The sequence below is a fragment of the Pseudomonas sp. Colony2 genome (assembly GCF_019382755.1).
Classification (GTDB): domain Bacteria; phylum Pseudomonadota; class Gammaproteobacteria; order Pseudomonadales; family Pseudomonadaceae; genus Aquipseudomonas.
In genome coordinates this window covers 7,048,096-7,069,955 of the sequence record NZ_CP080030.1, presented here as the reverse complement: position 1 = coordinate 7,069,955, position 21,860 = coordinate 7,048,096, and the positions used below count along the sequence as shown (strand labels likewise).

The 21,860-nt window shown below is 62.6% G+C and carries 18 protein-coding genes; 6 read left to right on the top strand and 12 right to left on the bottom strand.

Annotated elements, in window-relative coordinates:
* Nucleotides 1-97: 97 nt before the first annotated feature.
* Nucleotides 98-295: a PA3496 family putative envelope integrity protein gene (locus JV201_RS30020; RefSeq protein ID WP_003213445.1), complete on the top strand. Its 198-nt coding sequence runs from the start codon at nt 98-100 to the stop codon at nt 293-295.
* Here the strand turns inward: JV201_RS30020 and JV201_RS29130 are convergent.
* The gene (locus JV201_RS29130; protein ID WP_003213443.1) at nt 225-1,199 is read right to left on the bottom strand and encodes a LysR family transcriptional regulator; all 975 of its coding nucleotides are present in this window, start codon (nt 1,197-1,199) and stop codon (nt 225-227) included. The two genes, JV201_RS30020 and JV201_RS29130, sit on opposite strands and share 71 nt — an antisense overlap.
* Before the next feature lie 194 nt (nt 1,200-1,393).
* Between JV201_RS29130 and JV201_RS29125 the strand changes: the two genes are divergently transcribed.
* Entirely contained in the window at nt 1,394-2,809 is a 1,416-nt protein-coding gene (locus JV201_RS29125; RefSeq protein WP_003213442.1) for an acetyl-CoA carboxylase biotin carboxylase subunit, read from the top strand.
* A gap of 11 nt (nt 2,810-2,820) precedes the next feature.
* Nucleotides 2,821-4,629: a sodium-extruding oxaloacetate decarboxylase subunit alpha gene (gene oadA / locus JV201_RS29120; protein WP_219406327.1), complete on the top strand. Its 1,809-nt coding sequence runs from the start codon at nt 2,821-2,823 to the stop codon at nt 4,627-4,629.
* A gap of 70 nt (nt 4,630-4,699) precedes the next feature.
* Here the strand turns inward: oadA and JV201_RS29115 are convergent, their stop codons facing one another.
* Nucleotides 4,700-6,028, bottom strand: coding sequence for an autotransporter domain-containing protein (locus tag JV201_RS29115; RefSeq protein WP_219406326.1), 1,329 nt, complete (start codon nt 6,026-6,028; stop codon nt 4,700-4,702).
* 111 nt (nt 6,029-6,139) lie between these two features.
* A complete protein-coding gene (locus tag JV201_RS29110; RefSeq protein ID WP_219406325.1) occupies nt 6,140-9,112 on the bottom strand; it encodes an autotransporter domain-containing protein in 2,973 nt (990 codons plus the stop codon).
* Nucleotides 9,113-9,199: 87 nt separating this feature from the next.
* On the opposite strand from JV201_RS29110, the gene JV201_RS29105 reads away from it, so the two are divergent.
* Nucleotides 9,200-9,475 carry a helix-turn-helix domain-containing protein gene (locus JV201_RS29105; protein ID WP_087694596.1) on the top strand — a complete coding sequence of 92 codons (276 nt, stop codon included), beginning with the start codon at nt 9,200-9,202 and terminating at the stop codon, nt 9,473-9,475.
* Nucleotides 9,476-9,697: 222 nt separating this feature from the next.
* Here JV201_RS29105 and JV201_RS29100 read toward each other — a convergent pair whose 3' ends face one another.
* Genes JV201_RS29100 through JV201_RS29090 form a run of 3 tightly spaced genes read right to left on the bottom strand, consistent with a single transcriptional unit; the run spans nt 9,698 to nt 11,461 of the window.
* On the bottom strand, nt 9,698-10,369 hold the full coding sequence (locus JV201_RS29100) for a GNAT family N-acetyltransferase (protein WP_219406324.1): 672 nt from the start codon (nt 10,367-10,369) through the stop codon (nt 9,698-9,700).
* Nucleotides 10,370-10,382: 13 nt separating this feature from the next.
* Nucleotides 10,383-10,829 (bottom strand): GNAT family N-acetyltransferase, encoded by a 447-nt coding sequence (locus tag JV201_RS29095; RefSeq protein WP_003213433.1) that lies wholly within the window; start codon nt 10,827-10,829, stop codon nt 10,383-10,385.
* Entirely contained in the window at nt 10,826-11,461 is a 636-nt protein-coding gene (locus JV201_RS29090; RefSeq protein WP_219406323.1) for an FMN-binding negative transcriptional regulator, read from the bottom strand. Before JV201_RS29090 ends, JV201_RS29095 begins: the two co-directional genes overlap by 4 nt.
* A gap of 90 nt (nt 11,462-11,551) precedes the next feature.
* On the opposite strand from JV201_RS29090, the gene JV201_RS29085 reads away from it, so the two are divergent.
* On the top strand, nt 11,552-13,114 hold the full coding sequence (locus JV201_RS29085; protein ID WP_219406322.1) for a PLP-dependent aminotransferase family protein: 1,563 nt from the start codon (nt 11,552-11,554) through the stop codon (nt 13,112-13,114).
* 21 nt (nt 13,115-13,135) lie between these two features.
* Here JV201_RS29085 and JV201_RS29080 read toward each other — a convergent pair whose 3' ends face one another.
* From JV201_RS29080 to aspA, 6 genes are all read right to left on the bottom strand, one after another.
* Nucleotides 13,136-14,227, bottom strand: a complete 1,092-nt coding sequence (locus JV201_RS29080) for a polyamine ABC transporter substrate-binding protein (RefSeq protein WP_093203570.1) — start codon at nt 14,225-14,227, stop codon at nt 13,136-13,138.
* Nucleotides 14,224-15,258 carry a histone deacetylase family protein gene (locus tag JV201_RS29075; protein ID WP_008439485.1) on the bottom strand — a complete coding sequence of 345 codons (1,035 nt, stop codon included), beginning with the start codon at nt 15,256-15,258 and terminating at the stop codon, nt 14,224-14,226. Before JV201_RS29075 ends, JV201_RS29080 begins: the two co-directional genes overlap by 4 nt.
* 154 nt (nt 15,259-15,412) lie before the next feature.
* Nucleotides 15,413-16,405: an AraC family transcriptional regulator gene (locus tag JV201_RS29070; protein ID WP_003213421.1), complete on the bottom strand. Its 993-nt coding sequence runs from the start codon at nt 16,403-16,405 to the stop codon at nt 15,413-15,415.
* A 50-nt stretch (nt 16,406-16,455) separates the two neighbouring features.
* Complete coding sequence (locus JV201_RS29065) at nt 16,456-17,433, bottom strand: asparaginase (protein ID WP_219406321.1); 978 nt, start codon at nt 17,431-17,433, stop codon at nt 16,456-16,458.
* A gap of 77 nt (nt 17,434-17,510) precedes the next feature.
* Nucleotides 17,511-18,962, bottom strand: coding sequence for a sodium:alanine symporter family protein (locus JV201_RS29060; protein WP_003213417.1), 1,452 nt, complete (start codon nt 18,960-18,962; stop codon nt 17,511-17,513).
* Nucleotides 18,963-19,354: 392 nt separating this feature from the next.
* A complete protein-coding gene (gene aspA / locus JV201_RS29055) occupies nt 19,355-20,779 on the bottom strand; it encodes an aspartate ammonia-lyase (RefSeq protein ID WP_003213415.1) in 1,425 nt (474 codons plus the stop codon).
* Between the two features lie 181 nt (nt 20,780-20,960).
* On the opposite strand from aspA, the gene JV201_RS29050 reads away from it, so the two are divergent.
* A partial coding sequence (locus JV201_RS29050) for a LysR substrate-binding domain-containing protein (protein WP_219406320.1) occupies nt 20,961-21,860 on the top strand: 900 nt, incomplete at its 3' end.

The following is a 21,860-nucleotide window of genomic DNA, read 5'->3' as shown; positions in this document are numbered from 1 at the left end:
GCCCCGCAAGATTCATCGTCCTGTCATCCCCATGCCGCTAAACCGTCATTGCCCGAGCCCATCCTGAACTCCCCTTACTCGCATTGGGAGACTCGAAATGGCTCGGCAATACGAAGAAAGCAACAGCACCGTCAAGACCCGCCGCCAGCAGGAAGACCAGCGCCGCATGGCCTTCCGTCGCGCAATTGAAGACCGCTGCGATCAGCGTCAATTGCAACAGAGCATCAGTGACTATCCGGAACTCCACTGGCAGGCACCCGCGGCTGCCCAGCGAAGCGTTCAGCCAGCGCGCTGATCTGCAGTCGCTCGCTGCGGATAAAGCCCAGGAATGCATGGGCCACCGGTGACAGGCGCTTGGCCTTGGCCTGCACCAGGCACCAACTGCGGTACAGCGGCAGTTCTTCCACCGGCAGCTCCCTGAGCCCGCCGGTGGCCAGTTCCAGGTTGACCGCGTGGCGCGTCAGCAGCGCCACGCCCAACCCAGCGGTCACGCACTCGCGCTGCGCCTCGGCCGAAGACACTTCCACCGTCTGGGTGAAGTGCACGCGCTTTTCCTTGAAATACTCTTCGCACGCCATCCGCGTCCCGGACCCCGGCTCGCGCAACAGCAGCGTGTAAGGCTCAAGGTCCTGCAGGCGCAACGGCCCTTGATGGCTCAGCGGATGATCGTGGGGCGCCACCGCGACAATCGGGTTGTTCAGGAACGGCAGGAATTCCAGGCCCATGTCCTGGGGCACCATCGACATGATCACCAGGTCGTCGCGGTTGTCTGAAAGCCGGCGAATCACCTGGGCGCGGTTGACCACCGTCAGGTGCAGGTTGACCTCCGGATGCTGGCGCTTGAAGGCGGCAAACAGGTGCGGCACGAAGTACTTGGCGCTGGATTCCACCGCCAGTTTCAGCTGGCCCTGCAACGAGCCCTGCATGTCGGAGAGCTGCATATCGAGGTTTTCCAGGCGTCCGAAAATGTCCCGGCTGGCCCGTTGCAAGGCTTCAGCAGCTTCAGTCATATAGAGCTTTTTGCCGACGTAATCGAACAATGGCTGGCCCAGCAGCTCCTCCAGCTGCTTGATTTGTAGGCTAACGGCCGGTTGCGTGAGGGACATTTCCTCGGCTGCGCGGCTGTAGGAACGCAAATCACAGACTTCATTGAAAATCTGCAATTGACGCAATGTCATACGCATCAATGACTTACGCATAGTTCAACCACTCCCACCGACCCTTGATGCGACGACTATAAGTCTTTGCTTATACACAACCCAATAATTATTGATTTTTGTTAATCCCTGCAGGGGCATAGTGTGTGTCACGCGACTGCCATGAAACATTTGGTCACGCGCCGACCCGCTTCCAGGGTCGAAGTAGGTAGCAATCGGCTCAAGGGAATTTCCAAGTGATAAAAAAGATCCTGATCGCCAACCGTGGTGAGATTGCCGTACGTATCGTGCGTGCCTGCGCCGAGATGGGCATTCGTTCGGTCGCGGTCTATTCCGATGCCGATCGCCATGCCCTGCATGTAAAGCGTGCAGATGAAGCCCACAGCATCGGTGCCGAGCCATTGGCTGGTTACCTGAACCCGCGCAAGCTGGTGAACCTGGCGGTGGAAACCGGTTGCGACGCGCTGCACCCCGGCTACGGCTTCCTCTCGGAAAACGCCGAGCTGGCAGACATTTGCGCCGAACGTGGGATCAAGTTCATCGGCCCGTCCGCAGAAGTGATTCGCCGCATGGGCGACAAGACCGAAGCCCGCCGCAGCATGATCAAGGCCGGCGTACCGGTGACCCCGGGCACCGAAGGCAACGTTGCCGACATCGCTGAAGCCCTCACCGAAGGCGACCGCATTGGTTACCCGGTGATGCTCAAGGCCACCTCCGGTGGTGGCGGTCGCGGTATCCGTCGCTGCAACAGCCGTGAAGAACTCGAACAAGCCTTCCCCCGGGTAATTTCCGAAGCCACCAAGGCCTTCGGTTCGGCGGAAGTGTTCCTGGAAAAATGCATCGTCAATCCCAAGCACATCGAGGCGCAGATCCTCGGTGACAGCTTCGGCAATGTGGTGCACCTGTTCGAGCGCGATTGCTCGATCCAGCGCCGTAACCAGAAGCTGATCGAGATCGCCCCTAGCCCCCAGCTGACCCCTGAACAGCGCGCCTACATCGGCGACCTGTCGGTGCGCGCGGCCAAGGCCGTGGGCTACGAGAACGCCGGCACCGTGGAGTTCCTGCTCGCCGAGGGCGAGGTGTACTTCATGGAGATGAACACCCGGGTGCAGGTGGAACACACCATTACCGAAGAAATCACCGGCATCGACATTGTGCGTGAGCAGATCCGCATTGCGTCGGGCCTGCCGCTGTCGGTCAAGCAGGAAGACATTCAGCACCGGGGTTTTGCGTTGCAGTTCCGCATCAACGCCGAAGACCCGAAGAACAACTTCCTGCCCAGCTTCGGCAAGATCACCCGTTACTACGCACCCGGCGGTCCCGGCGTGCGTACCGACACGGCGATCTACACCGGCTACACCATCCCGCCGTTCTACGACTCGATGTGCCTGAAGCTGGTGGTGTGGGCGTTGACCTGGGAAGAAGCCATGGACCGCGGCCTGCGCGCCCTGGACGACATGCGCCTGCAAGGCGTGAAGACCACCGCCGCCTATTACCAGGAAATCCTGCGCAACCCGGAATTCCGCAGCGGCCAGTTCAACACCAGTTTTGTGGAAAGCCACCCTGAGCTGACCAACTACTCGATCAAGCGCAAACCCGAAGAGCTGGCCCTGGCCATCGCCGCCGCCATCGCCGCCCACGCAGGCCTGTGAGGAATATAAGAATGAGCAAGAAGATCTTCGTAACCGACACCATCCTGCGCGACGCCCACCAATCGTTGCTGGCGACCCGCATGCGCACCGACGACATGCTGCCGATCTGCGACAAGCTCGACAAAGTCGGCTACTGGTCCCTGGAAGTCTGGGGCGGCGCGACCTTCGACGCCTGCGTACGCTTCCTGAAAGAAGACCCGTGGGAGCGCCTGCGCAAACTGCGCGCGGCGTTGCCCAACACGCGCCTGCAAATGCTGCTGCGTGGCCAGAATCTGTTGGGCTACCGCCACTACAGCGACGATGTGGTCAAAGCCTTCGTCGCCAAGGCCGCTGTCAACGGTATCGACGTGTTCCGCATCTTCGACGCGATGAACGACGTGCGTAACCTGCGAGTGGCCATCGAAGCGGTAAAAGCCGCCGGCAAACATGCCCAGGGCACCATCGCCTATACCACCAGCCCGGTGCACACCATCGAGGCGTTCGTGGCCCAGGCCAAGCAAATGGAAGCCATGGGTTGCGACTCGGTGGCGATCAAGGACATGGCCGGCCTGCTGACACCATACGCCACCGGCGAGCTGGTCAAGGCGCTGAAGGCCGAGCAGAGCCTGCCGATCTTCATCCACTCCCACGACACTGCGGGCCTGGCTTCGATGTGCCAGCTCAAGGCCATCGAAAACGGTGCCGACCATATCGACACCGCCATTTCCAGCTTCGCCTGGGGCACCAGCCACCCGGGTACCGAGTCGATGGTCGCGGCCCTCAAAGGCAGCGAATTCGACACCGACCTCAGCCTGGAACTGCTGCAGGAAATCGGTTTGTACTTCTACGCCGTGCGCAAGAAGTACCATCAGTTCGAAAGCGAATTCACCGCCGTCGACACCCGCGTGCAAGTCAACCAGGTACCGGGCGGGATGATTTCCAACCTGGCCAACCAGCTGAAAGAGCAGGGCGCGCTGAACCGCATGAGCGAAGTGCTGGCCGAAATCCCGCGGGTTCGTGAAGACCTTGGCTTCCCGCCGCTGGTCACCCCGACTTCGCAGATCGTCGGTACCCAGGCGTTCTTCAACGTGCTGGCCGGCGAGCGCTACAAGACCATCACCAACGAAGTGAAGCTGTACCTGCAAGGCGGCTACGGCAAGGCGCCGGGCATCGTGAATGAAAAACTGCGGCGCCAGGCCATCGGCAGCGAAGAGGTGATCGACCATCGCCCGGCAGATCTGCTGAAGCCGGAAATGACCAAGTTGCGCGGCGAAATCGGCGCGTTGGCCAAGTCCGAAGAAGACGTACTGACCTACGCGATGTTCCCGGACATCGGGCGCAAATTCCTTGAAGAGCGCGACGCTGGCACCTTGAGCCCTGAAGTGCTGTTGCCGATTCCTGAAGCCGGCGGCGTGGCCCGTGCCGGTGGCGAAGGTGTGCCGACCGAGTTCGTGATCGACGTGCACGGCGAAAGCTATCGCGTGGACATCACCGGGGTGGGCGTCAAGGCCGAAGGCAAGCGCCACTTCTACCTGTCCATCGACGGCATGCCGGAAGAAGTGGTGTTCGAGCCGCTCAACGAGTTTGTCAGCAGTGGCGGCAGCAAGCGCAAGCACGCCACCGCGCCAGGCCATGTCAGCACGGCGATGCCGGGCAACATCGTCGACGTGCTGGTCAAGGAAGGCGACGTGGTGAAGGCCGGCCAGGCTGTGTTGATCACTGAAGCGATGAAGATGGAGACCGAAGTACAGGCGTCGATCGCCGGCAAGGTCACCGCCGTACACGTGGCCAAGGGCGACCGGGTCAACCCGGGTGAAATCCTGATTGAAATCGAAGGCTGATCAACAGCCTTCGAAACTACCGCTTAAACCTCGGGGGGGCATGTGCCCCCTTTTTTTTTGCCCGCAATAATCAGAACGCCAGGGTCCACTGGCCCAGCAAACCCTGGTTACGGCTGTGGGTGCCGACCTCGGCGGTATAGGCCAGGCCCACGGTGTGCCGGGTCGACAGCGCCAGGTCCACCCCGGTGTGCAGCGCCAGGCTGTCGCGGTCCAGGGAGGTGCCTTCGATGGTGAAGTCACTGTTGAAGCCCGGCCGTTTTACCCACGCGGAGGACTGGCGCACGGTGCTGCTCACGTCACCGTAGAGGTGCTTCCAGCCTGTGCTCAGGTGCGGCTTGAGGGCCATCTGGTTGTCCAGCGTAAAGGCACTGGCCAGGCGCAAGCCGAAGGTGCTGCTGAGGTTTTCCTGGGTCTGGGCGCCGACATTCAGCGCTGTAAAGCCGCCTTTTTCCTTGTAGCGGTCGCGGTGATAGCGCTGGTAGCCGATCCCCGCATAGGGTTCGACGCTGAAACTGCCCTTGTCCAGTTGATAGCCCAGCTCGGCGAAAGCGTTCTGGCTTTGGGCGTTGTATTTGCCTTTGGACTGCTCGCGGCGCTCAACGAAATCAAAGTCTACGGTGCGTTGGGTTTGGCCGGCATGGCTGCTGTAGATCGCCCCCAGGCGCAGTGCAAGGGGGCCGTCCTGACGCACGGCGTAACCGCCGAGGTGCCAGCTGTCCAGTTCGCCTTTGAAGCGTTTGGCGTTCAGGTCGCTGGCGGACTTGGCGCCCATCACACCCACCCGCCAGGCATCGTCCACTGCCCAGTCGCCGCCCAGCATCAGGCCTTGGGTGTGTTGCTGCAGGCCCACGCTACCGTGCTGTCCTTCAAGCTTGCCAGCGTTGCCAAGGGCCTGGAGCCATACGTGGCCATTGCCTTCGGCATCCGTAAGGTTGCGTTCGTCGCCTGTCCGGCGCATGACTGAAAGCAGGCTGCTGTTGAGCTGTTTCATGCTGTCTTGAGTGGCGGCGCCAAGGTTGGCGTTCTGGCTGCCTGCCAGTTGCTCCAGAACTGCACCCACACGGCCCGGTGCCAGCCTGCCAAGTTCCCGGGCGATATTGTCCAGTTCGTACTCCTCCCAGTCATTGAGTTCGCCCGACTTGATGAGGGTGTCCACGGCAGAGTCCAGTACGCGGGCAACCTGCTGGCCGTTACGGGTGGTGGCGTGGTCGGTAAAGTTAAAGTCGGGAGTGGGCTTGGGTGGCTTGGGGCGCTGGTGGCCTTGCTGGCCGGCCTCTGGCGCCGGGATGAACCACTCGCTGTCTGGATCGATGTCCCCTCGCGCCTGGACGAATTGAGCGTTGGTGGCACCCAGCGCGAAGGTGATGGCGAGTGCGAGTTGTTTCTGAAGGAGTGGCATGCAGGTCCGACCTCTTGATGTATGAGGTCGGGAAATCTAGCGGGGTAAAGGGCGGATAAATGTCAGGCCATCCACCCTTTGCCTGCCAGAGATGTCTCTAGTGGGCCGCGATTAAAAACTCATCTGCCATTGCCCGATCAGCCCGTGATTGCGGCTGTTACTGCCTATTTCGCCGCTGTAGCCCACGCCGAGGGTATGGCGTGCCGACAGGCCTACATCCAGCCCGGCTTCCAGCAACAGGCTGTCGCGGTCCAGGGCGCTGCCTTCGACGTTGAACGCGGTGCCGCCCATCAGGAAGGCCTGGCGGGTGCTGCTGTCCACGTCACCGTAGGTGTGTTTCCAGCCGGCGCTGACCCGCGGCGTGAGACTGATGCCGTTGTCCAGCTGGCTCAAGTGCGCCAGGCGCAGGCCGAAGGTGCTGCTGACATTGTCCTGGGTTTGCCCTTCGACATGCAGGGCGGCGCCGCCGCCTTTTTCGTTGTAGCTGTCGCGGTGGTAGCGCTGGTAGCCGAGGTTGGCGAACGGCTCGGCGCTCAGGCGCCCGCTGCCCATGGCATAACCCAGTTCGGCGAAGGCTTGTTGGCTGTCGGCGTCGTAGTCACCTTTGGGCCGATCGTTGAAACCGTCAAAGGCCACCGTACGTTTACTGTCTCCCTGGTGCCCGCTGTACGCAGCACCCAGGCGCAAGGCCAGCGGTCCGCTCTGGCGCATGGCGTAGACGCCGGCGTGCCAGCTATCGACGCTGCCGTCGACGCCGGTGGTGTCCAGGTCGGTCTTCGAATAACCGCCCAGCACGCCCACGCGCCAGTCCGAATCGAGCGCCCAATCGGCCCCCAGCACGCTGCCTTTGGTGCGCTGGGTCAGGCCATTGCTGCCGTGGTCGCCGTCGAGCTTGCCGTAGCTGCCGATACCTTGCAGCCACAGGCGGCCCCGGGCGTTGGGGTCGTTGAGGTTGCGGGCTTCGGCGGGTACGCCGGTGGCGGCCAGTACGGGGGTGTCTTTTTGATCAAGGCCCACCAGCAGTCCGGCACCGCCGCCCAGTTGGTGCATGGCGTTCAACATGCTGTTGCCGACCTGGGCGCTGGCGCCGAGGGTGGCACTGGTCAGGTTGGCGGTGCTGCTGCCGGCCAATTGCTCGATGGCGGCACCGGCGCTGCTGTTGGTGGTGTTGAGCAAGGCGTTGTACAACGCGTTGTTCTTGCCCAGGCTCGCCAGGGCGTTGGCGGCGCGGGTGCCGTTGCCGGTGTTGGCGAACTGATTGAACGCCACGTCATTGCGGGAATAGGTCAGGCCGACCTGGGTAGGGCTGTAATCCAGGGTGGGGGTGAGGAAGGCATAGTCGCTGGTGACCTTGCCGAACGTGCCATTGATGCTGCCGGCCTGCAGTACCGTGTAGTGGCTCTGCCACGGGTAGGTGCCGGTGCCGGGATTGACCGCCAGGGTCGCGCCATTCAGGTACGCGGTGCCGCCGACCTGGACCGGTGCGCTGCTGCCGTCGGCATTCACGCCATAGGCCAGGGTCGAGCCGCTGGTCATCGTCAGGTCGCGGGTGATGCTGGCGGTGCCGAGGGCGGTGTTGGTCTGCAAGGTGCCTTTGACCAACAGGCTGCCGACACTGCCGCCACCGGCATAAATACCGCCTTCATCGACGGTCAGGTTGCCAGCGATCCCGCCCTGGTTGATCAGCTTGGCGCCGCTGAAAATCTCGCCGCCGTCGCTGAAGTCGCCGCTGCCGGTGAGGGTCCAGGTGCCTTGCTTCACGTCCAGCCATTCGAAGTTGCGGCTGTCGCCGAAACTGCCGCCGGCGGCGTCGTCCATGATCACGCGGTCATATCCGGTGCCGCCATCCACCACGCCGACAAAGCGGCTGCCGCCGAGCAGGGTCAGCGTGTCATCGCCGCCGCCCAAATCCAGGGCCAGGCCGTTGCTGCCGCTGATCAAGCCAGCGTTGACCACCGTGTCGGCAAACTCGCCGACGAACTTCACGCCGAAGCCGTTCAGGCCCTGAATGGTGCCATGGTTGATCAGGGTGGTTGCAGCAAGTCCCGGGCCGTCGCTGCCGTCGTCCACCAGCACCGCGTTGTTGGCACCGCTTACCAATGCACCCACGCCGTTGAACACATAGCCACCACCGAGGGCGATGCCTTCGCTGCCGTTGGCAAAGCCGTTCTTGTCGACACCACCGGCGCCGACGCCCTGGATGATGCCGTAGTTTTCGATGTGGGCAATCTTGTCGATGTCCACGCCGTCACCATCGCCGTCCGGCTGCAGTCCGGAAAATGCGCCGGTAATAGTGCCGTGGTTGATCACCGTGCCATCGCCGTCGGAACCAAAACCCGAGCCGTTGCGGCCGATTACCGTGCCGTAGTTGGTCAGCGTGGCGCCCAGGTCGGTGGTGATGCCGTGGCGGCCGCCGGAGATGAGGCCGTAGTTGGTGACGGTCACGCCAGTAGCGGAGTCGATGTCGACGCCGTCGAATTTGTCATCACGCGAGTGGGTATCGCCGGTGGAAATCTCGCCGTAGTTGGTGATCGTAGCGTTGCCGCCGGTCTTCATGCCGTCGCTGGCGTCGCCGCGAATCAGCCCGCCTTGGCGGTTGATGATAGTGGTGGTGACGTTGGAGCTGCGGATCGCATCCAGGTCCAGCCCTTGGCCGGTGGTAGAGCGAATGGTGCCGCTGTTGTCGATCAGCAGGCTGCCGCTGGCGAAGTTGCTGTCGATGCGCAGCGCGTCGTTGGCGCCCTGGATCACACCGCCGGTTCGGTTGTAGATGCTGTAGTTGCGCGTACCGGTGAGGCTGCCGCTGCTGTCGATGGCCCGGCCACCCGTGGAGGTAATGCTGCCGGAGTTGTCGATCACCACGCCATTACCGGTGGTGCCGTCCTTCAAGGTCACCGCGACTTTGGAGGTGGTGATACTGCCCGGTGCCGAAATCGTCAACGAGTCACTGCCACCCAGGGTTTGCCCGGTGGTGGTGGGCGTGTCGATCTGCAGCGTCTTGGTTGGCGTGGGCGCCGCATCGACAAAACCGCTACTGACCAGCAGGCCGAGAGTGAGCGCAAGGCGCTGGGGCGAAGGGGGCATGGCGGGCGACCTTGTTTTTGGAAAAGAGTCGACCTATATAGCGGAGGTTTTTTACAGAATGATGGCGAGGAGGTGACGGGGATTGAAATGAGCCTGACGGTTGAAGAACGAACCCGGTTGATCGAAAGCATTCAGGATGCATTGGCCGAGGGAACGCTGGAAATAGCCGAGGCGGTACGCCGGCTGCGAACGGAAGTCACTGGGCTGCATCAGAGCCAGTTTGCCAAGATGTGCAAAATCTCCGTACGCACGCTGGTACATATCGAACATGGCGAGGGCAATCAGACGCTGAAGTCGTTGAACGCAGTGTTCAGGCCGTTTGGGTTGAAGATGGGAGTGGTGAAGGTTCGCAGAAGCTTGTAGGAAAAGGCGATGGCGTGGTGTTTGATCGTGAGCAAGTATTTCAAGGTATAGATGCTCGCCTATTCGCCTCGGCTGAGCACAAGGCCCGGATACGCTGAAGATACAATGTGGGAGCCGGGCTTGCCCGCGATGACGGTGGGTCAGTTGATACATTTGTGACTGATACGCCGCTTTCGCGAGCAAGCCCGCTCCCACATTTGTCAGGGGGGGGGGCAGGGTGGCTTAGGTACGGCATTCCACCAGCGTTTTCAACTGTCCCGAACCGGTCTGGTTTGCATCCGACAGCCACGCTTCAAACCCGGCCCCAATCGCCGGCCATTCCCCATCCAGGATCGAATACCACGCCGTATCCCGGTTCTTTCCCTTCACTACCGTGTGCTGGCGAAACACCCCTTCAAAACTGAAACCCAACCGCTCGGCGGCGTTTTTGGAGCGGGCGTTGGCGTTGTTGCACTTCCACTCCAGGCGACGATTGCCCAGCTCAAACGAGTGCCTGGCCAGCAGGTACACCGCCTCGGTGCTTTTCGGTGAACGTTGCATCGGGGCGCCGAAGGTCACGTGGCCGATTTCAATGCGGCCTTGCTCGGGCACGATGGACATCAGGCTGAGGATGCCTTGCACCTCGCCGCTGGCTTTGTCGATCACACTGAAGAAGTACGGGTCGCTGTGGGACGCGTGGTTGTTCAGCCAGGCATCGAAGGCGGCGCGCTCGGGGAATGGGCCGTAAGGCAAATAATCCCACAGCTTCGGATCCGCGCCGGGGCCTTGCAGGGCGTTGAACAGGTCATCGCCGTGGCGGGCCGGGTCGAGTTTTTCCAGGCGCACGAAGCGCCCTTCGATAAGGGTGACGGTGGGCGCCGAGACACCTTTCCAGTCGGCCAATGATGTCGTCATGCTGTGCTTCTCCTTAAAGACCTTTGCGAAACTGGATAAAACCAGGGCGTTCGGCGATGCGTTCGTACAGCTGGATGGCGGTGGCGTTGGTCTCGTGGGTCAGCCAGTGGACCTTGCAGCAACCGTCGGCCTTGGCGGTGGCGTAGACGAATTCGATCAGCTTGCGGCCGACGCCGGTGCCGCGCTGGGCCGGATCTACCAGCAAATCCTGCAGGTAGCAGGAGTTCTCGATGCTCCAGTTGGAACGGTGGTAGATGAAATTGACCATGCCTACGGCCTTGCCGTCCTGCCAGGCCAGGGCCGAGTGGGTCGGCTCATTGGCGTCGATCAAGCGTTGCCAGGTGTTCTGGCTGACGGCGTCGGGCAGCTCGGTGTTGTAGAAGCGCAGGTAGGCTTGCCACAGGGGCAACCAAGCGGCGTGGTCGGCGGCGCTGACCTGGCGGATTTCGATCTGGCTCATGTTGGCTCCTTGGGAATAAAGCGGGCGAGGGTCTGGTCGCGTACGTCGGTGCTGGCGGCCAGGCCGTCGCGAACGCCGGCGATGTCCGCCGGGCTGCGGTTCTGGCTGAGTTTGCGTTTGCCTTCCAGGCGTTGGATCGGCAGGGCAAAGCCGACAATGGCCTTGAGCATGCCGTCGATGTAGTCGGCCGGGGCGTCGCTGACTTTCCAGGGTTGGGCGCGATTGCCTTCATGGCGGTCGGTGAGGGCGCTGACCAATTCGAGCAGGCGCTCGGCGTCGGTGAACACTTCGCCGGTGCCGTAGGCGTGTACCGCGATGTAATTCCAGGTCGGCACCACTTTGCCGTGTTCGGCCTTGGCCGGGTAGAACGACGGACTGACGTAGGCCTCGGCGCCGGCAAAAATCACCAGGGACTCGCCGCCATTTTGCAGGTCCTGCCATTGGCGATTGGCCTTGGCCATGTGCCCGTAAAGGGTGCCGTTGGGCCCTTCATCCGGGTTGAGCAGCAGCGGCAAATGGCTGGCTTGCAGGCCTTGTTCGCCCAAGGTCACCAGTTGCGCCAGGCGCGTGTGCTGGATCAGTTGCTGGATTTCGGGCAAGTCATCGAGGGCAAAGGCGCGTGGTGTGTACATGAAGATTTTCCTTGGCGAATGCCTGCATCCTAGGCAGGCTATTGGTTCGTTGTAAGAGCCATCTACAGTCAATTTTATAGGTCCAATTCCATGCCTGCGTTAGAACCACCGCTCTCGTTCAACCCGGCGGGTATCGAGTTGGACCGCCGCCAGGGACTCACCCGCCAGCTCTATCAGGCGCTGCGCCAGCGGGTACTGGATGGCCGGTTGGTCAGTGGCACCCGGCTCCCCGCCAGCCGTGACCTGGCGGCGGCGCTATCGATCTCGCGCAACAGTGTGGTTCGCGCCTACGACCAACTGTACGCCGAAGGATTTATTGAGGGCCGCGTGGGTGATGGCACCTATGTGGCGCAATTGCCGCAGACGCCGACGCCCGCAAAAAAACTATCCACAAAAGTGTCCACAGGGTTATCAACAGGCTTATCCCCAGGTTTATCCACAAAGCGGCCGGATTTACCTGTGTTTTCGTCCAGTCAAGTTATCCACAACGGTGCGCTGGCGCGGGTGGAAAACAACCATTTGGCGCTTCCGCCCAGCGGTCCGCCGAGGGCCTTCCGGGTGGGCGTACCGGCTTTCGATCTGTTCCCGTTTGACGTGTGGGCCAAGCTGAATGCGGCTTTCTGGCGCAAGCCGGACTTGCAGCAGTTGTGTTACGGCGACCCGGCGGGCGACGCGCGCCTGCGTGGATTGATTGCGGCCTATCTACGCAGTTCTCGCGGTATGCAGTGCACGGCTGAGCAAATAGTGATCACCAGTGGCGCGCAGCAGGCAATAAGCCTTTGTGCACAGCTGCTGGTGGAGCCCGGCGATGAGGTTGCCATCGAGAATCCGGGGTATCGGGCAGCAGGCCATGCGTTCGCGGTGGCGGGCGGCCAATTGCATGGCGTGACGGTGGACAGCGAGGGCATCGACTGCGCTGCCTTGAACCGCCTCGGCGGTTGCCGCCTGGCCTACGTCACCCCGTCCCATCAATACCCCACCGGCGTGGTGATGAGCCTGGCCCGGCGCCTGGAACTGCTGGCCTGGGCCGAGCGTACGGGCGGCTGGATCGTCGAGGATGACTACGACGGTGAGTACCGCTACAGCGGCGCGCCCCTGGCGCCACTGGCGGCCCTCGATCGTACGGGGCGGGTGCTGTATGTCGGGACCTTCGGCAAGGTGGCCTTTCCGGCGCTGCGCCTGGGCTACCTGGTGTTGCCGGTCGGCCTGGTCCAGGCCTTTGCCCGGCGCCGCGCGGTGGATGTGCGCCACTCGGAAGTCAGCACCCAGGCGGTGATGGCGGAGTTCATGGCGACCGGGCATTTTCAGCGCCATGTACGCCGCATGCGCCGCGCCGCGCAGAGCCGGCTCAATGCGCTATTGGCCGAATGGCCCGCCGACATTGAAGGCGTTGGCCGCCTGCCGTCGGTGGCGGCCGGGCTGCACCTGACCGTGCGGGTCGACAGCCTGGCGCGGGAACAGGCGCTGATCCAACAGGCGGCGGCGGTGGGTGTGGAGATCAATGGCTTGAGCAGCTATTGGTTGCCGGACTCACTCACGCCGCAGGATCAGCGTGCCGGATTGGTGTTGGGGTTTGCTGCCGTGCCCGAGGCGCAGATCAGCCAGGCGTTGAAGCGCTTGGGCCAGGTTTGGCGCGCGCCGGTCGCGCACTGAGGCGCAACCGGCGGCAACCGATCAGGTGCCGGACTTGATCTTGGTCCAGGCGCGGGTCCTGGCTCGTTCGGCGTCACGTCCCAGGGGCTTGAGGGTATACAGCGTGGCCATGGCCGCCTCGGTCGGGTACAGGTTGGGATTGTTGCGAATCGCCGGATCCACCAACCCGGTGGCGTCCTTGTTGGGGTTGGGGTAACCGACAAAATCGCTGATCGGCGCGATCACGCCCGGTTGCAGCAGGTAGTTGATAAAGGCGTAGGCGTCTTCCGGGTCCTTGGCGCCTTTGGGGATCGCGAGCATGTCGAACCAGATCGGCGCGCCTTCTTTGGGTAGCCGCATGTCCACGGTCACACCGTTCTTGGCTTCCTTGGCGCGGTTGGCGGCCTGGGAGAAGCTGCCGGAATAGCCGACCGCCACGCAGATGTCGCCGTTGGCAATGTCAGCCATGTACTTGGACGAGTGGAAATAGGTGATGTACGGGCGGATCTTCATCAGCAATGCTTCGGCTTTGACATAGTCCGCCGGGTTGCTGCTGTTGGGATCCAGGCCCAGGTGTTGCAAGGCCAGCGGCAGGATTTCCGACGGCGAATCCAGCAGCGCCACGCCGCATTGCTTGAGCTTGCTGATGTTCTCGACGTTGAAGATCAGGTCCCAGCTGTCCACGGGGGCGTTGGCCCCCAGCGCGGCCTTGACCTTGTCCGGGTTGAAGCCGATCAGGATGGTGCCGTACATGTAGGGCACGGCGAATTTATTGCCGGGGTCGTTGGCCTCGATCAGCTTCATCAACTTGGGATCGAGGTGGTTCCAGTTGGGCAGTTTGCTGCGGTCCAGCGGCTGGAACACCGAGGCTTCGATCTGCTTGGCCAGGAACACGTTGGAGGGCACGACCACGTCATAGCCGGAGTTGCCGGTCAGCAGCTTGGCCTCCAGGGCTTCGTTGGTGTCGAAGATGTCGTAGACCAGCTTGACGCTGGGGTTCTGCGCCTTGAAATCTTCCAGGGCCTTGGGCGTGATGTAGTCGAACCAGTTGTAGACCCGCAGGGTTCTTTCTTCGGCGTGCGCGGCCCCGCTCAGCACGGCGGCGCAGAGGACGAGATGCTTGAGCATGTTCATTGGGCGAATCCCTCAAAACCTTCGAGAACGTTGACGGCATTGATGCCGATTTCTTCCACGGCGTAGCCGCCTTCCATCACAAACAGCGTCGGTTTGCCGAGGCGGGCGATTCGCGCACCCATCGCCAGGTAGTCGGGGCTGTCGAGCTTGAACTGGGAGATAGGGTCGTCCTTGAAGGTGTCGACGCCCAGCGAGACCACGATGATGTCGGCGCCGTAGCGCTCGATATCCCCGCAGGCCTGCTCCAGGGCGGCGCTCCAGCGGTCCCAGCCAGAACCTGCGGGCAACGGATAGTTGAAGTTGAAACCTTCGCCGGCGCCTTCGCCCAACTCGTCGGCGTAGCCCAGGAAGAACGGAAATTCCGCCTCCGGATGGCCGTGGATCGAGGTGAACAGCACATCGTCGCGCTCGTAGAAAATCGACTGGGTACCGTTGCCGTGGTGGTAGTCCACGTCGAGGATGGCCACCTTTGTGTGGCCCTGGTCGAGAAACGCCTGGGCTGCGATGGCCGCGTTGTTGAGGTAGCAATATCCGCCCATCAAGTCGCTGGCGGCGTGGTGCCCGGGCGGACGGCACAGGGCGAAGGCACTGCGGGCGCCTTGCTGGATCGCCTGTTGCGCGGTGAGAGCGACTTGCGCCGCGCTGTAGGCCGCTTGCCAGGTGCCGGCGGTGATCGGCGCGCCGCCGTCGAAACTGTAATAGCCGAGCTGGCCGTGCAGGCTGGTGGGGATGACCCGGCGCAAGGTGCGTGCGGGCCAGGTGTAGGGCAGCAAGTCTCCGTCCTGGCCAAATGCCGTCCAGCGTTGCCAGGCGCCTTTGAAGAAGTCCAGGTACGCGGGGCTGTGAATACGTTGCAGCGGCGCCAGGCCAAAATCCTCAGGCGCTTGCACCGGGCCCAGTTCGCGGTCCTTGACCCGTTGCAACACATGGTCGGCGCGCGAGGGCATTTCAAAACAGGGCATCAGTTGACCGTCCATCAACTCGCACCGGCCATGGTGCAGGTGGTGATCGTCCGAGTAGATCGTCAGCATATTGTTGTTCTCCGCAGGCTGAATCGGTGAGTCCAGTCTTGCGGCGGGTGGGATTAATGAGAATGGCAGGAGCGGCCAAAAGGGGATAAATATGGCCAAAGTGTGTGACCGCAATTCGCCCTGAAATGGCGCGGCCGTGCCCCAGCAAGTGGCTTCAGGGGCGGAACTGGCTGGGTGCGACGCCGCTCCAGCGGACAAAGGCGTGACGGAAACTCGCGGTTTCGCTGAAGCCCAGCGCCTCGGCAATTCGGTAAATGGGCAGCTCATCCTCGCCCAGCAATCGCTTGGCCCGCTCGAAGCGTAGCTCGTCCAGCAACTCCTGATAGCTGCAGCCCAAGTCATGCAGGTGCCGGCGTAGCGTGCGCGGGGAGCAGTTCATCTGCTCGGCCAGGCCGTCGAGGCCCGGCGCGGCGCTGAGTTGGCTGGCGAGCAGGTGGCGAATCTTGCCCAGCCAGGCCTGGCGCCCGGTGAACTCGGTGTTTTGCTTGCGGCAGCGCTCGGCCATGGCCTGGTGGGTGACGGCGTCGGCTAATGGCAGGGGCTGGTCCAGCCAGCTTCGGTCGAAGGCAAACGCGTTGGCGATGGCGCCGAATTGCAGCGGGCAGGCAAAGATTTCGGCGTACCGTGCGCGGTAATCCGGGGCGTCGTGTTCAAAGCGCGCCCCCAGCAGCGGCAGGGCATGCCCCAGCAGGTCGTCGCAGATCACCTTCAACGAGGCCAGGCAGAGTTCGACGTTGAACGTTTCCAGCGCCGGATTTTCCCGGTAATCCGCGGCGCTGAACCAGATGCGCGTGCCGTCTTCCTCAAGGTCCAGCTCGAAAAGTGTTCCCAGCAGCGCCGGATACCGCAGCGCCAGGCGCAAAGCGTCACCGAAGGTGGCACTGGTGAGCAGTGCGTAACCGAGCATGCCATAGGAAGAAACGTGCATTTGCCGGCCCAGCTCCAGGCCGATATCCCGGCGCAGGGCCACGGCGTTGGCACACACGCGCATCTCCTGGTTGGTGGTGATGCGGGTGTCGGCGCGGCTCAAGTCCGCCGCGCAAATACCGCTGCCGGCCAGCAAGGCCTCGGCGGGTTGGCCTTCGGCCTTGAAGGTATTGAGCACCAACGAGACGGCATTGAGGGTGGTGAGGTGGGAGTGCAACATGGGTGCTTCCAGCCAGGGGATGGCTGGAAGAGGAGCAAGTTATATGCCGGTCAGCTCAGTTCGCCGCACAGGTCGAGTTCGACCAGGCGGCGGATTTCGGCGGTGTCCAGCCCGGCGCCGATCAACGCATTGAGCTTGCCAAACGCGGCTTCACGGGTCATCCCGCCACCCGACAACACCCCGACGCCTCGCAAGCGGCTGCCGGCCTCGTACACGTCCAGCTCCACACCGCCTTCATGGCATTGGGTGATTGCCACCACGACCACGCCGTTATCCTGCGCGCGCTGGAGGCTGGCGAGGAACTGCGGGTTGTCGCTCGGCCCGGTGCCGCTGCCGAAGCATTCCAGCACCAGCGCCTGGATGCCGCTGTCGATCAACGCGTCCAATTGCGCGGCGGCGATGCCCGGCACCAGTGGCAGCACACCCACATTGGCCAGCGCCTTGGCCTGGCGGTAATGCAGCGCCGCCGGAACCAACTCGGCTTGGGCGACGCCGCCGTTACGCTGCAACGCGGCAAACGGGTGGCGACCAAAACTGCGGATCTTCGCGCAACGGGTCGGGGCCATCAGTGCACCGTGGAAGTACAGTTGCACGCCAGGCGCCAGGCCAGCGCCCAGGGCTGCCAGCGCACCGCTGACGTTTTCCCAGGCATCGCTGTCGGGTACACCGGCCGGCAGCATCGAGCCGGTAAACAGCACCGGCGCGGGCAGGCCCAGCAGTTGGAAACTCATGGCCGCGGCGCTGTAGGCCAGGGTGTCGGTGCCGTGCAGCACCAGTACGGCGTCGCAACCCTCGTCCACCGCCTCAACCACGGCGGCGCGCAGGCGCTGCCAGTAGGCGGGGGTCATGTTCGCACTGTCGATCAGCGGGGACATTTCCCGAAAGCGCCAGGCTGGCATATTCAGTTGGGCGAGGGCTTCGCTCATGCGCGCTTCAAACCCCGAAGCGGGGGCCAGGCCGTTGGCGCTGGCCTGCATGCCGATGGTGCCGCCGGTGTAGAGCACCATGACGTTGTTGGCTGGTTGCATTGAAGAATCTCCTGAACGAAAAACGCCGCCGGGCCCAGAGCATGCCCAAGGCCGGGCGGCGTGTCATCTATCTAGGTTTAGCGTTGCGCTTGAGCGTTCAGTTCTGCGGTCGCTTGAGCGGCTGGCTCAGGCTTCACCGGATTCGCCGGCCAGGCCTTGCGGTCCAGGTCCAGGTCCGGGAACTTGCTGGAATCAAACACCGGGGTCTTGATGCCCGCAGCACGCTGGCCGTCGTAGTCATTCAGGATGCGCATGGCGATCTTGAACAGGAACGCCAGGGCGAACAGGTTGACGAACGCCAGCATGGTCATGGTGATGTCGGCGAAGGCAAACACGGTGCTCAGGTTCTCGATGGAACCCCAGAAAATCAGCACCAGCACCAGCGCGCGGTAGCCCATCAGCACCTTGCGGTTGTCGCCCACGATGAAGCGCAGGTTGCTCTCGCCGAGGTAGTAGTTGTACATGATCGAGGTGAACACGAACAACGCCAGGGCCACCGAGATGAACATCCGGCCCCAGTCACCCACCACCGCCGCCAGGGAGTTCTGGGTCAGGGCAATGCCGTCGCCTTCAAAGCCCGGGGTGTAGAAGCCCGAGAGCAGGATCAGCAGCGCGGTGCAGGTGCAGATGACGAAGGTGTCGAGGAATACGCTGAACGCCTGAACCACGCCTTGGGCGATCGGGTGTTCAACCGAGGCGACTGCCGCCACGTTAGGCGCACTGCCCAGGCCGGCTTCGTTGGCGAACACGCCGCGTTTCACACCCATGATGATCGCGCTGCCCACCAGGCCACCGAAGGCCTGGTCGAGGCCGAAAGCGCTCTTGACGATGGTCGCGAGCATGGCCGGCACGTGGTCGAATTGCAGCACGATCACGTACAGGGTCACCGCGATGTAGACCAGGGTCTTGACCGGTACCAGCAGGTCGGCGATCGAGGCGATACGCTTGATCCCGCCGATGAACACCAAGCCCAGCAGCACCGCCAGGGCCAGGCCGGTGTAGGTGGTGTCGAGGCCAAACGCGTTGTTCAGCGAGTGGGTTACGGCGTGGGCTTGCAGGCCATTGAAGGCGAAACCGAAGGTCACCAGCAGCAGGAACGCCATCACCATGCCCAACCAGCGCTTGTGCAGGCCGTGCTGGATGTAATACGCCGGGCCGCCACGGTAGGTGCCTTCAGCGTCGGTGCGTTTGTAGAGCTGGCCGAGGGAGCACTCGATAAAGCTCGAAGACATGCCCACCAGTGCGGTGACCCACATCCAGAACACGGCGCCCGGGCCACCCAGGGTCACGGCAATGCCGACGCCTGCGATGTTGCCGGCACCTACGCGCCCGGCGAGGCTGAGCATCAGCGCCTGGAACGAACTGAGTTGGCCGGCGCTGCTTTTCAGGCTGTCGCGAAACACCGAAAACATGTGGAAAAAGTGACGCAACTGAACGAAACGCGAGCGGATCGTGAAGTAACCACCGAGCCCGACAATGAGCACGATCAATACTTTCCCTGAGAGGAAGTCGTTGATGACTTCTAGCATGGAGTGTTCCTCGCTGATTTTTCTAATGGCAAACGCAGGACGGTCCGACGCATCGCTCGGCACCAGGCAGTGCACGACGCTTCGACCCCAATCCTTTTGCGGGTGTTGTTATTCATGCGGTTTCGCGCTTCCCAGGGTCTCGTTACCGACGACCGCTGACGCGAAGAGGGGCGGCACTATACCTAGGAGTGGGTGATCCGTCTGCACGAGGCGATTAAAGGTTTCAGCCAAGGCGTTACGGGCAAGGCGGGTTTGTTGGGCGATCTTGGAGTTTTTATTGGCGTCATTTCACAACCTTGAGGCAAAAAAAAGGGCCTGAAGAACGAGCCTTCAGGCCCTCAAAAGGTGAGAGGTGTCTAGTCCCTCAACCTGGTGAGCGGTGCAACAAACGCTTAGGCCTTCAAGGGGACCAAACGTGGGGCAATCATGTTTTCGGGGCGCAGGATGTCGTCGAGCATGGCGTCGTCGAGCAAGCCTTCTTCGCGCACCAGTTCCAGCACGCCGCGGCCGCTTTCAAGGGCGATACGGGCGATGCGGGTGGCGTTTTCATAGCCGATGTACGGGTTCAGCGCGGTGACCAGGCCGATGGAGTGTTCCACCAGCTCGCGGCAGCGGGCTTCGTTGGCAGTGATGCCGACGATGCAGTGCTCGCGCAGCATGTCCATGGCGCGTTGCAGCAGGCGGATCGAGTCGAAGATCTTGTAGGCGATCAGCGGCTCCATCACGTTCAGTTGCAGCTGGCCGCCTTCGGCCGCGATGGTCAGCGCCAAATCGTTACCGATGATTTGGAACGCCACCTGGTTCACGGCTTCCGGGATCACCGGGTTGACCTTGCCGGGCATGATCGAGCTGCCTGGCTGACGCGCCGGCAGGTTGATTTCGTTGATGCCGGTGCGCGGGCCGCTGGACAGCAGGCGCAGGTCGTTGCAGATCTTCGACAGCTTCACCGCGGTACGCTTGAGCATGCCGGAGAACAGCACGAAAGCGCCCATGTCGGAGGTGGCTTCGATCAGGTCGGCAGCCGGTACCAGCGGCTGGCCGCTGATGGTCGCCAGGCGCTGGACGGCCAGGGCCTGGTAACGCGGGTCGGCGTTGATGCCGGTACCGATGGCGGTGCCGCCCAGGTTCACTTCGGTCAGCAGCTCAGGCGCCAGGGTCTTCAGGCGGGCCAGGTCTTCACCGAGGGTGGTGGCGAAGGCACGGAATTCCTGGCCGAGGGTCATCGGCACGGCGTCTTGCAGCTGGGTACGGCCCATTTTCAGGACGTGGCTGAATTCTTCACCCTTGGCAGCGAACGCCTGGATCAGGCTGTCGAGGCTGGCCAACAGCGCGTCGTGGCCCAGCAGCAGACCCAGGCGGATCGCGGTCGGGTAGGCGTCGTTGGTCGACTGCGCCATGTTCACGTCGTTGTTGGGGTGCAGGTATTGGTATTCGCCCTTGCTGTGGCCCATGGCCTCCAGCGCGATGTTGGCGATGACTTCGTTGGCATTCATGTTGGTTGAAGTGCCAGCGCCGCCTTGAATCATATCCACCACGAACTCTTCGTGGAAATCGCCGCGTATCAGACGGGCACAGGCTTCGCTGATGGCAGCGTGCTTGGCTTCGCTGAGTTGGCCCAGCTCGCGGTTGGCGTCAGCAGCTGCCTGCTTGACCATTGCCAGGCCGACCACCAATTTCGGGTAATGCGAAATCGGAACGCCCGAGAGACGGAAGTTGTTCACCGCTCGCAGGGTCTGGATGCCGTAATACGCTTGAGCGGGTACTTCGAGTACGCCAAGCAGGTCTTTTTCTGTGCGGAAAGATGCAGCGGAGGACATGACGGAAATCATCTCGATATGGACCCGGGCTAGGCCGGAACGCTGTGAATGCTAGGCTTGCAGGAGATTTTGGGCCAATGCTGTTAAACACTGGCCTATGCATAAACGGCATAATGTCGGTGTGACCCCGTTACCATGACGGACGTGTGTGCCAAAATGGTGCGTGCCCCGGGAGGATGTGATGAACCTTGAAAGCAAATGGCTGGAAGACTTTAGCGCCCTGGCTGCCACCCGCAGCTTCTCCCAGGCGGCTGAGCGGCGCTTCGTCACCCAGCCGGCGTTCAGTCGGCGCATCCGCAGCCTGGAGGCGGCGCTGGGGCTGACCCTGGTCAATCGCTCGCGCACGCCGGTCGAACTGACGGCGGCGGGGCAGTTGTTCCTGGTCACCGCGCGGACCGTGGTCGAGCAACTCGGCGAGGTGCTGCGCCACCTGCATCACCTGGAAGGCGGGCAGGGTGAAGTCATGCAAGTGGCGGCGGCGCACTCCCTGGCCTTGGGTTTCTTCCCGCGCTGGATCGCGCAGTTGCGCAACGAAGGGCTGAACATCGCCACGCGGTTGGTCGCCACCAACGTGGGCGACGCCGTGCATGCGCTGCGCGAAGGCGGCTGCGATTTGATGCTGGCGTTCTACGACCCGGATGCGGCGATGCAGATGGACCCGGAGATCTTCCCGTCGCTGCACCTGGGCAACACCGAGATGCTGCCGGTGTGCGCCGCCGATGCCGACGGCAAGCCGTTGTTCGACCTGGAAGGCGAGGGCAGCGTGCCGCTGCTGGCCTACAGCGCCGGAGCTTTCCTGGGGCGCTCGGTAAACCTGCTGCTGCGCCAGCGGGCGCTGCGCTTTACCACGATTTACGAAACGGCCATGGCCGACAGCCTGAAAAGCATGGCCCTTGAGGGCTTGGGCATTGCCTGGGTGCCGCAGTTGAGCGTGCGCGCCGAGCTGGCCCGGGGTGAACTGGTGGTGTGCGGCGGCCCGCAATGGCATGTGCCGCTGGAGATCCGGTTGTATCGCTGTGCATTGGTGCGCAAGGCGAACGTGCGGTTGTTGTGGCGCAAGCTGGAAGGCGGCGCGGCGCAG

Excerpts from the sequence above, each read along its gene's own strand:
- JV201_RS30020 (WP_003213445.1), top strand. The coding sequence starts at position 98 with ATGGCTCGGCAATACGAAGAAAGCAACAGCACCGTCAAGACCCGCCGC.
- JV201_RS29130 (WP_003213443.1), bottom strand. The coding sequence starts at position 1,199 with ATGCGTAAGTCATTGATGCGTATGACATTGCGTCAATTGCAGATTTTC.
- oadA (WP_219406327.1), top strand. The coding sequence starts at position 2,821 with ATGAGCAAGAAGATCTTCGTAACCGACACCATCCTGCGCGACGCCCAC.
- JV201_RS29115 (WP_219406326.1), bottom strand. The coding sequence starts at position 6,028 with ATGCCACTCCTTCAGAAACAACTCGCACTCGCCATCACCTTCGCGCTG.
- JV201_RS29110 (WP_219406325.1), bottom strand. The coding sequence starts at position 9,112 with ATGCCCCCTTCGCCCCAGCGCCTTGCGCTCACTCTCGGCCTGCTGGTC.
- JV201_RS29105 (WP_087694596.1), top strand. The coding sequence starts at position 9,200 with ATGAGCCTGACGGTTGAAGAACGAACCCGGTTGATCGAAAGCATTCAG.
- JV201_RS29100 (WP_219406324.1), bottom strand. The coding sequence starts at position 10,369 with ATGACGACATCATTGGCCGACTGGAAAGGTGTCTCGGCGCCCACCGTC.
- JV201_RS29095 (WP_003213433.1), bottom strand. The coding sequence starts at position 10,829 with ATGAGCCAGATCGAAATCCGCCAGGTCAGCGCCGCCGACCACGCCGCT.
- JV201_RS29090 (WP_219406323.1), bottom strand. The coding sequence starts at position 11,461 with ATGTACACACCACGCGCCTTTGCCCTCGATGACTTGCCCGAAATCCAG.
- JV201_RS29085 (WP_219406322.1), top strand. The coding sequence starts at position 11,552 with ATGCCTGCGTTAGAACCACCGCTCTCGTTCAACCCGGCGGGTATCGAG.
- JV201_RS29080 (WP_093203570.1), bottom strand. The coding sequence starts at position 14,227 with ATGAACATGCTCAAGCATCTCGTCCTCTGCGCCGCCGTGCTGAGCGGG.
- JV201_RS29075 (WP_008439485.1), bottom strand. The coding sequence starts at position 15,258 with ATGCTGACGATCTACTCGGACGATCACCACCTGCACCATGGCCGGTGC.
- JV201_RS29070 (WP_003213421.1), bottom strand. The coding sequence starts at position 16,405 with ATGTTGCACTCCCACCTCACCACCCTCAATGCCGTCTCGTTGGTGCTC.
- JV201_RS29065 (WP_219406321.1), bottom strand. The coding sequence starts at position 17,433 with ATGCAACCAGCCAACAACGTCATGGTGCTCTACACCGGCGGCACCATC.
- JV201_RS29060 (WP_003213417.1), bottom strand. The coding sequence starts at position 18,962 with ATGCTAGAAGTCATCAACGACTTCCTCTCAGGGAAAGTATTGATCGTG.
- aspA (WP_003213415.1), bottom strand. The coding sequence starts at position 20,779 with ATGTCCTCCGCTGCATCTTTCCGCACAGAAAAAGACCTGCTTGGCGTA.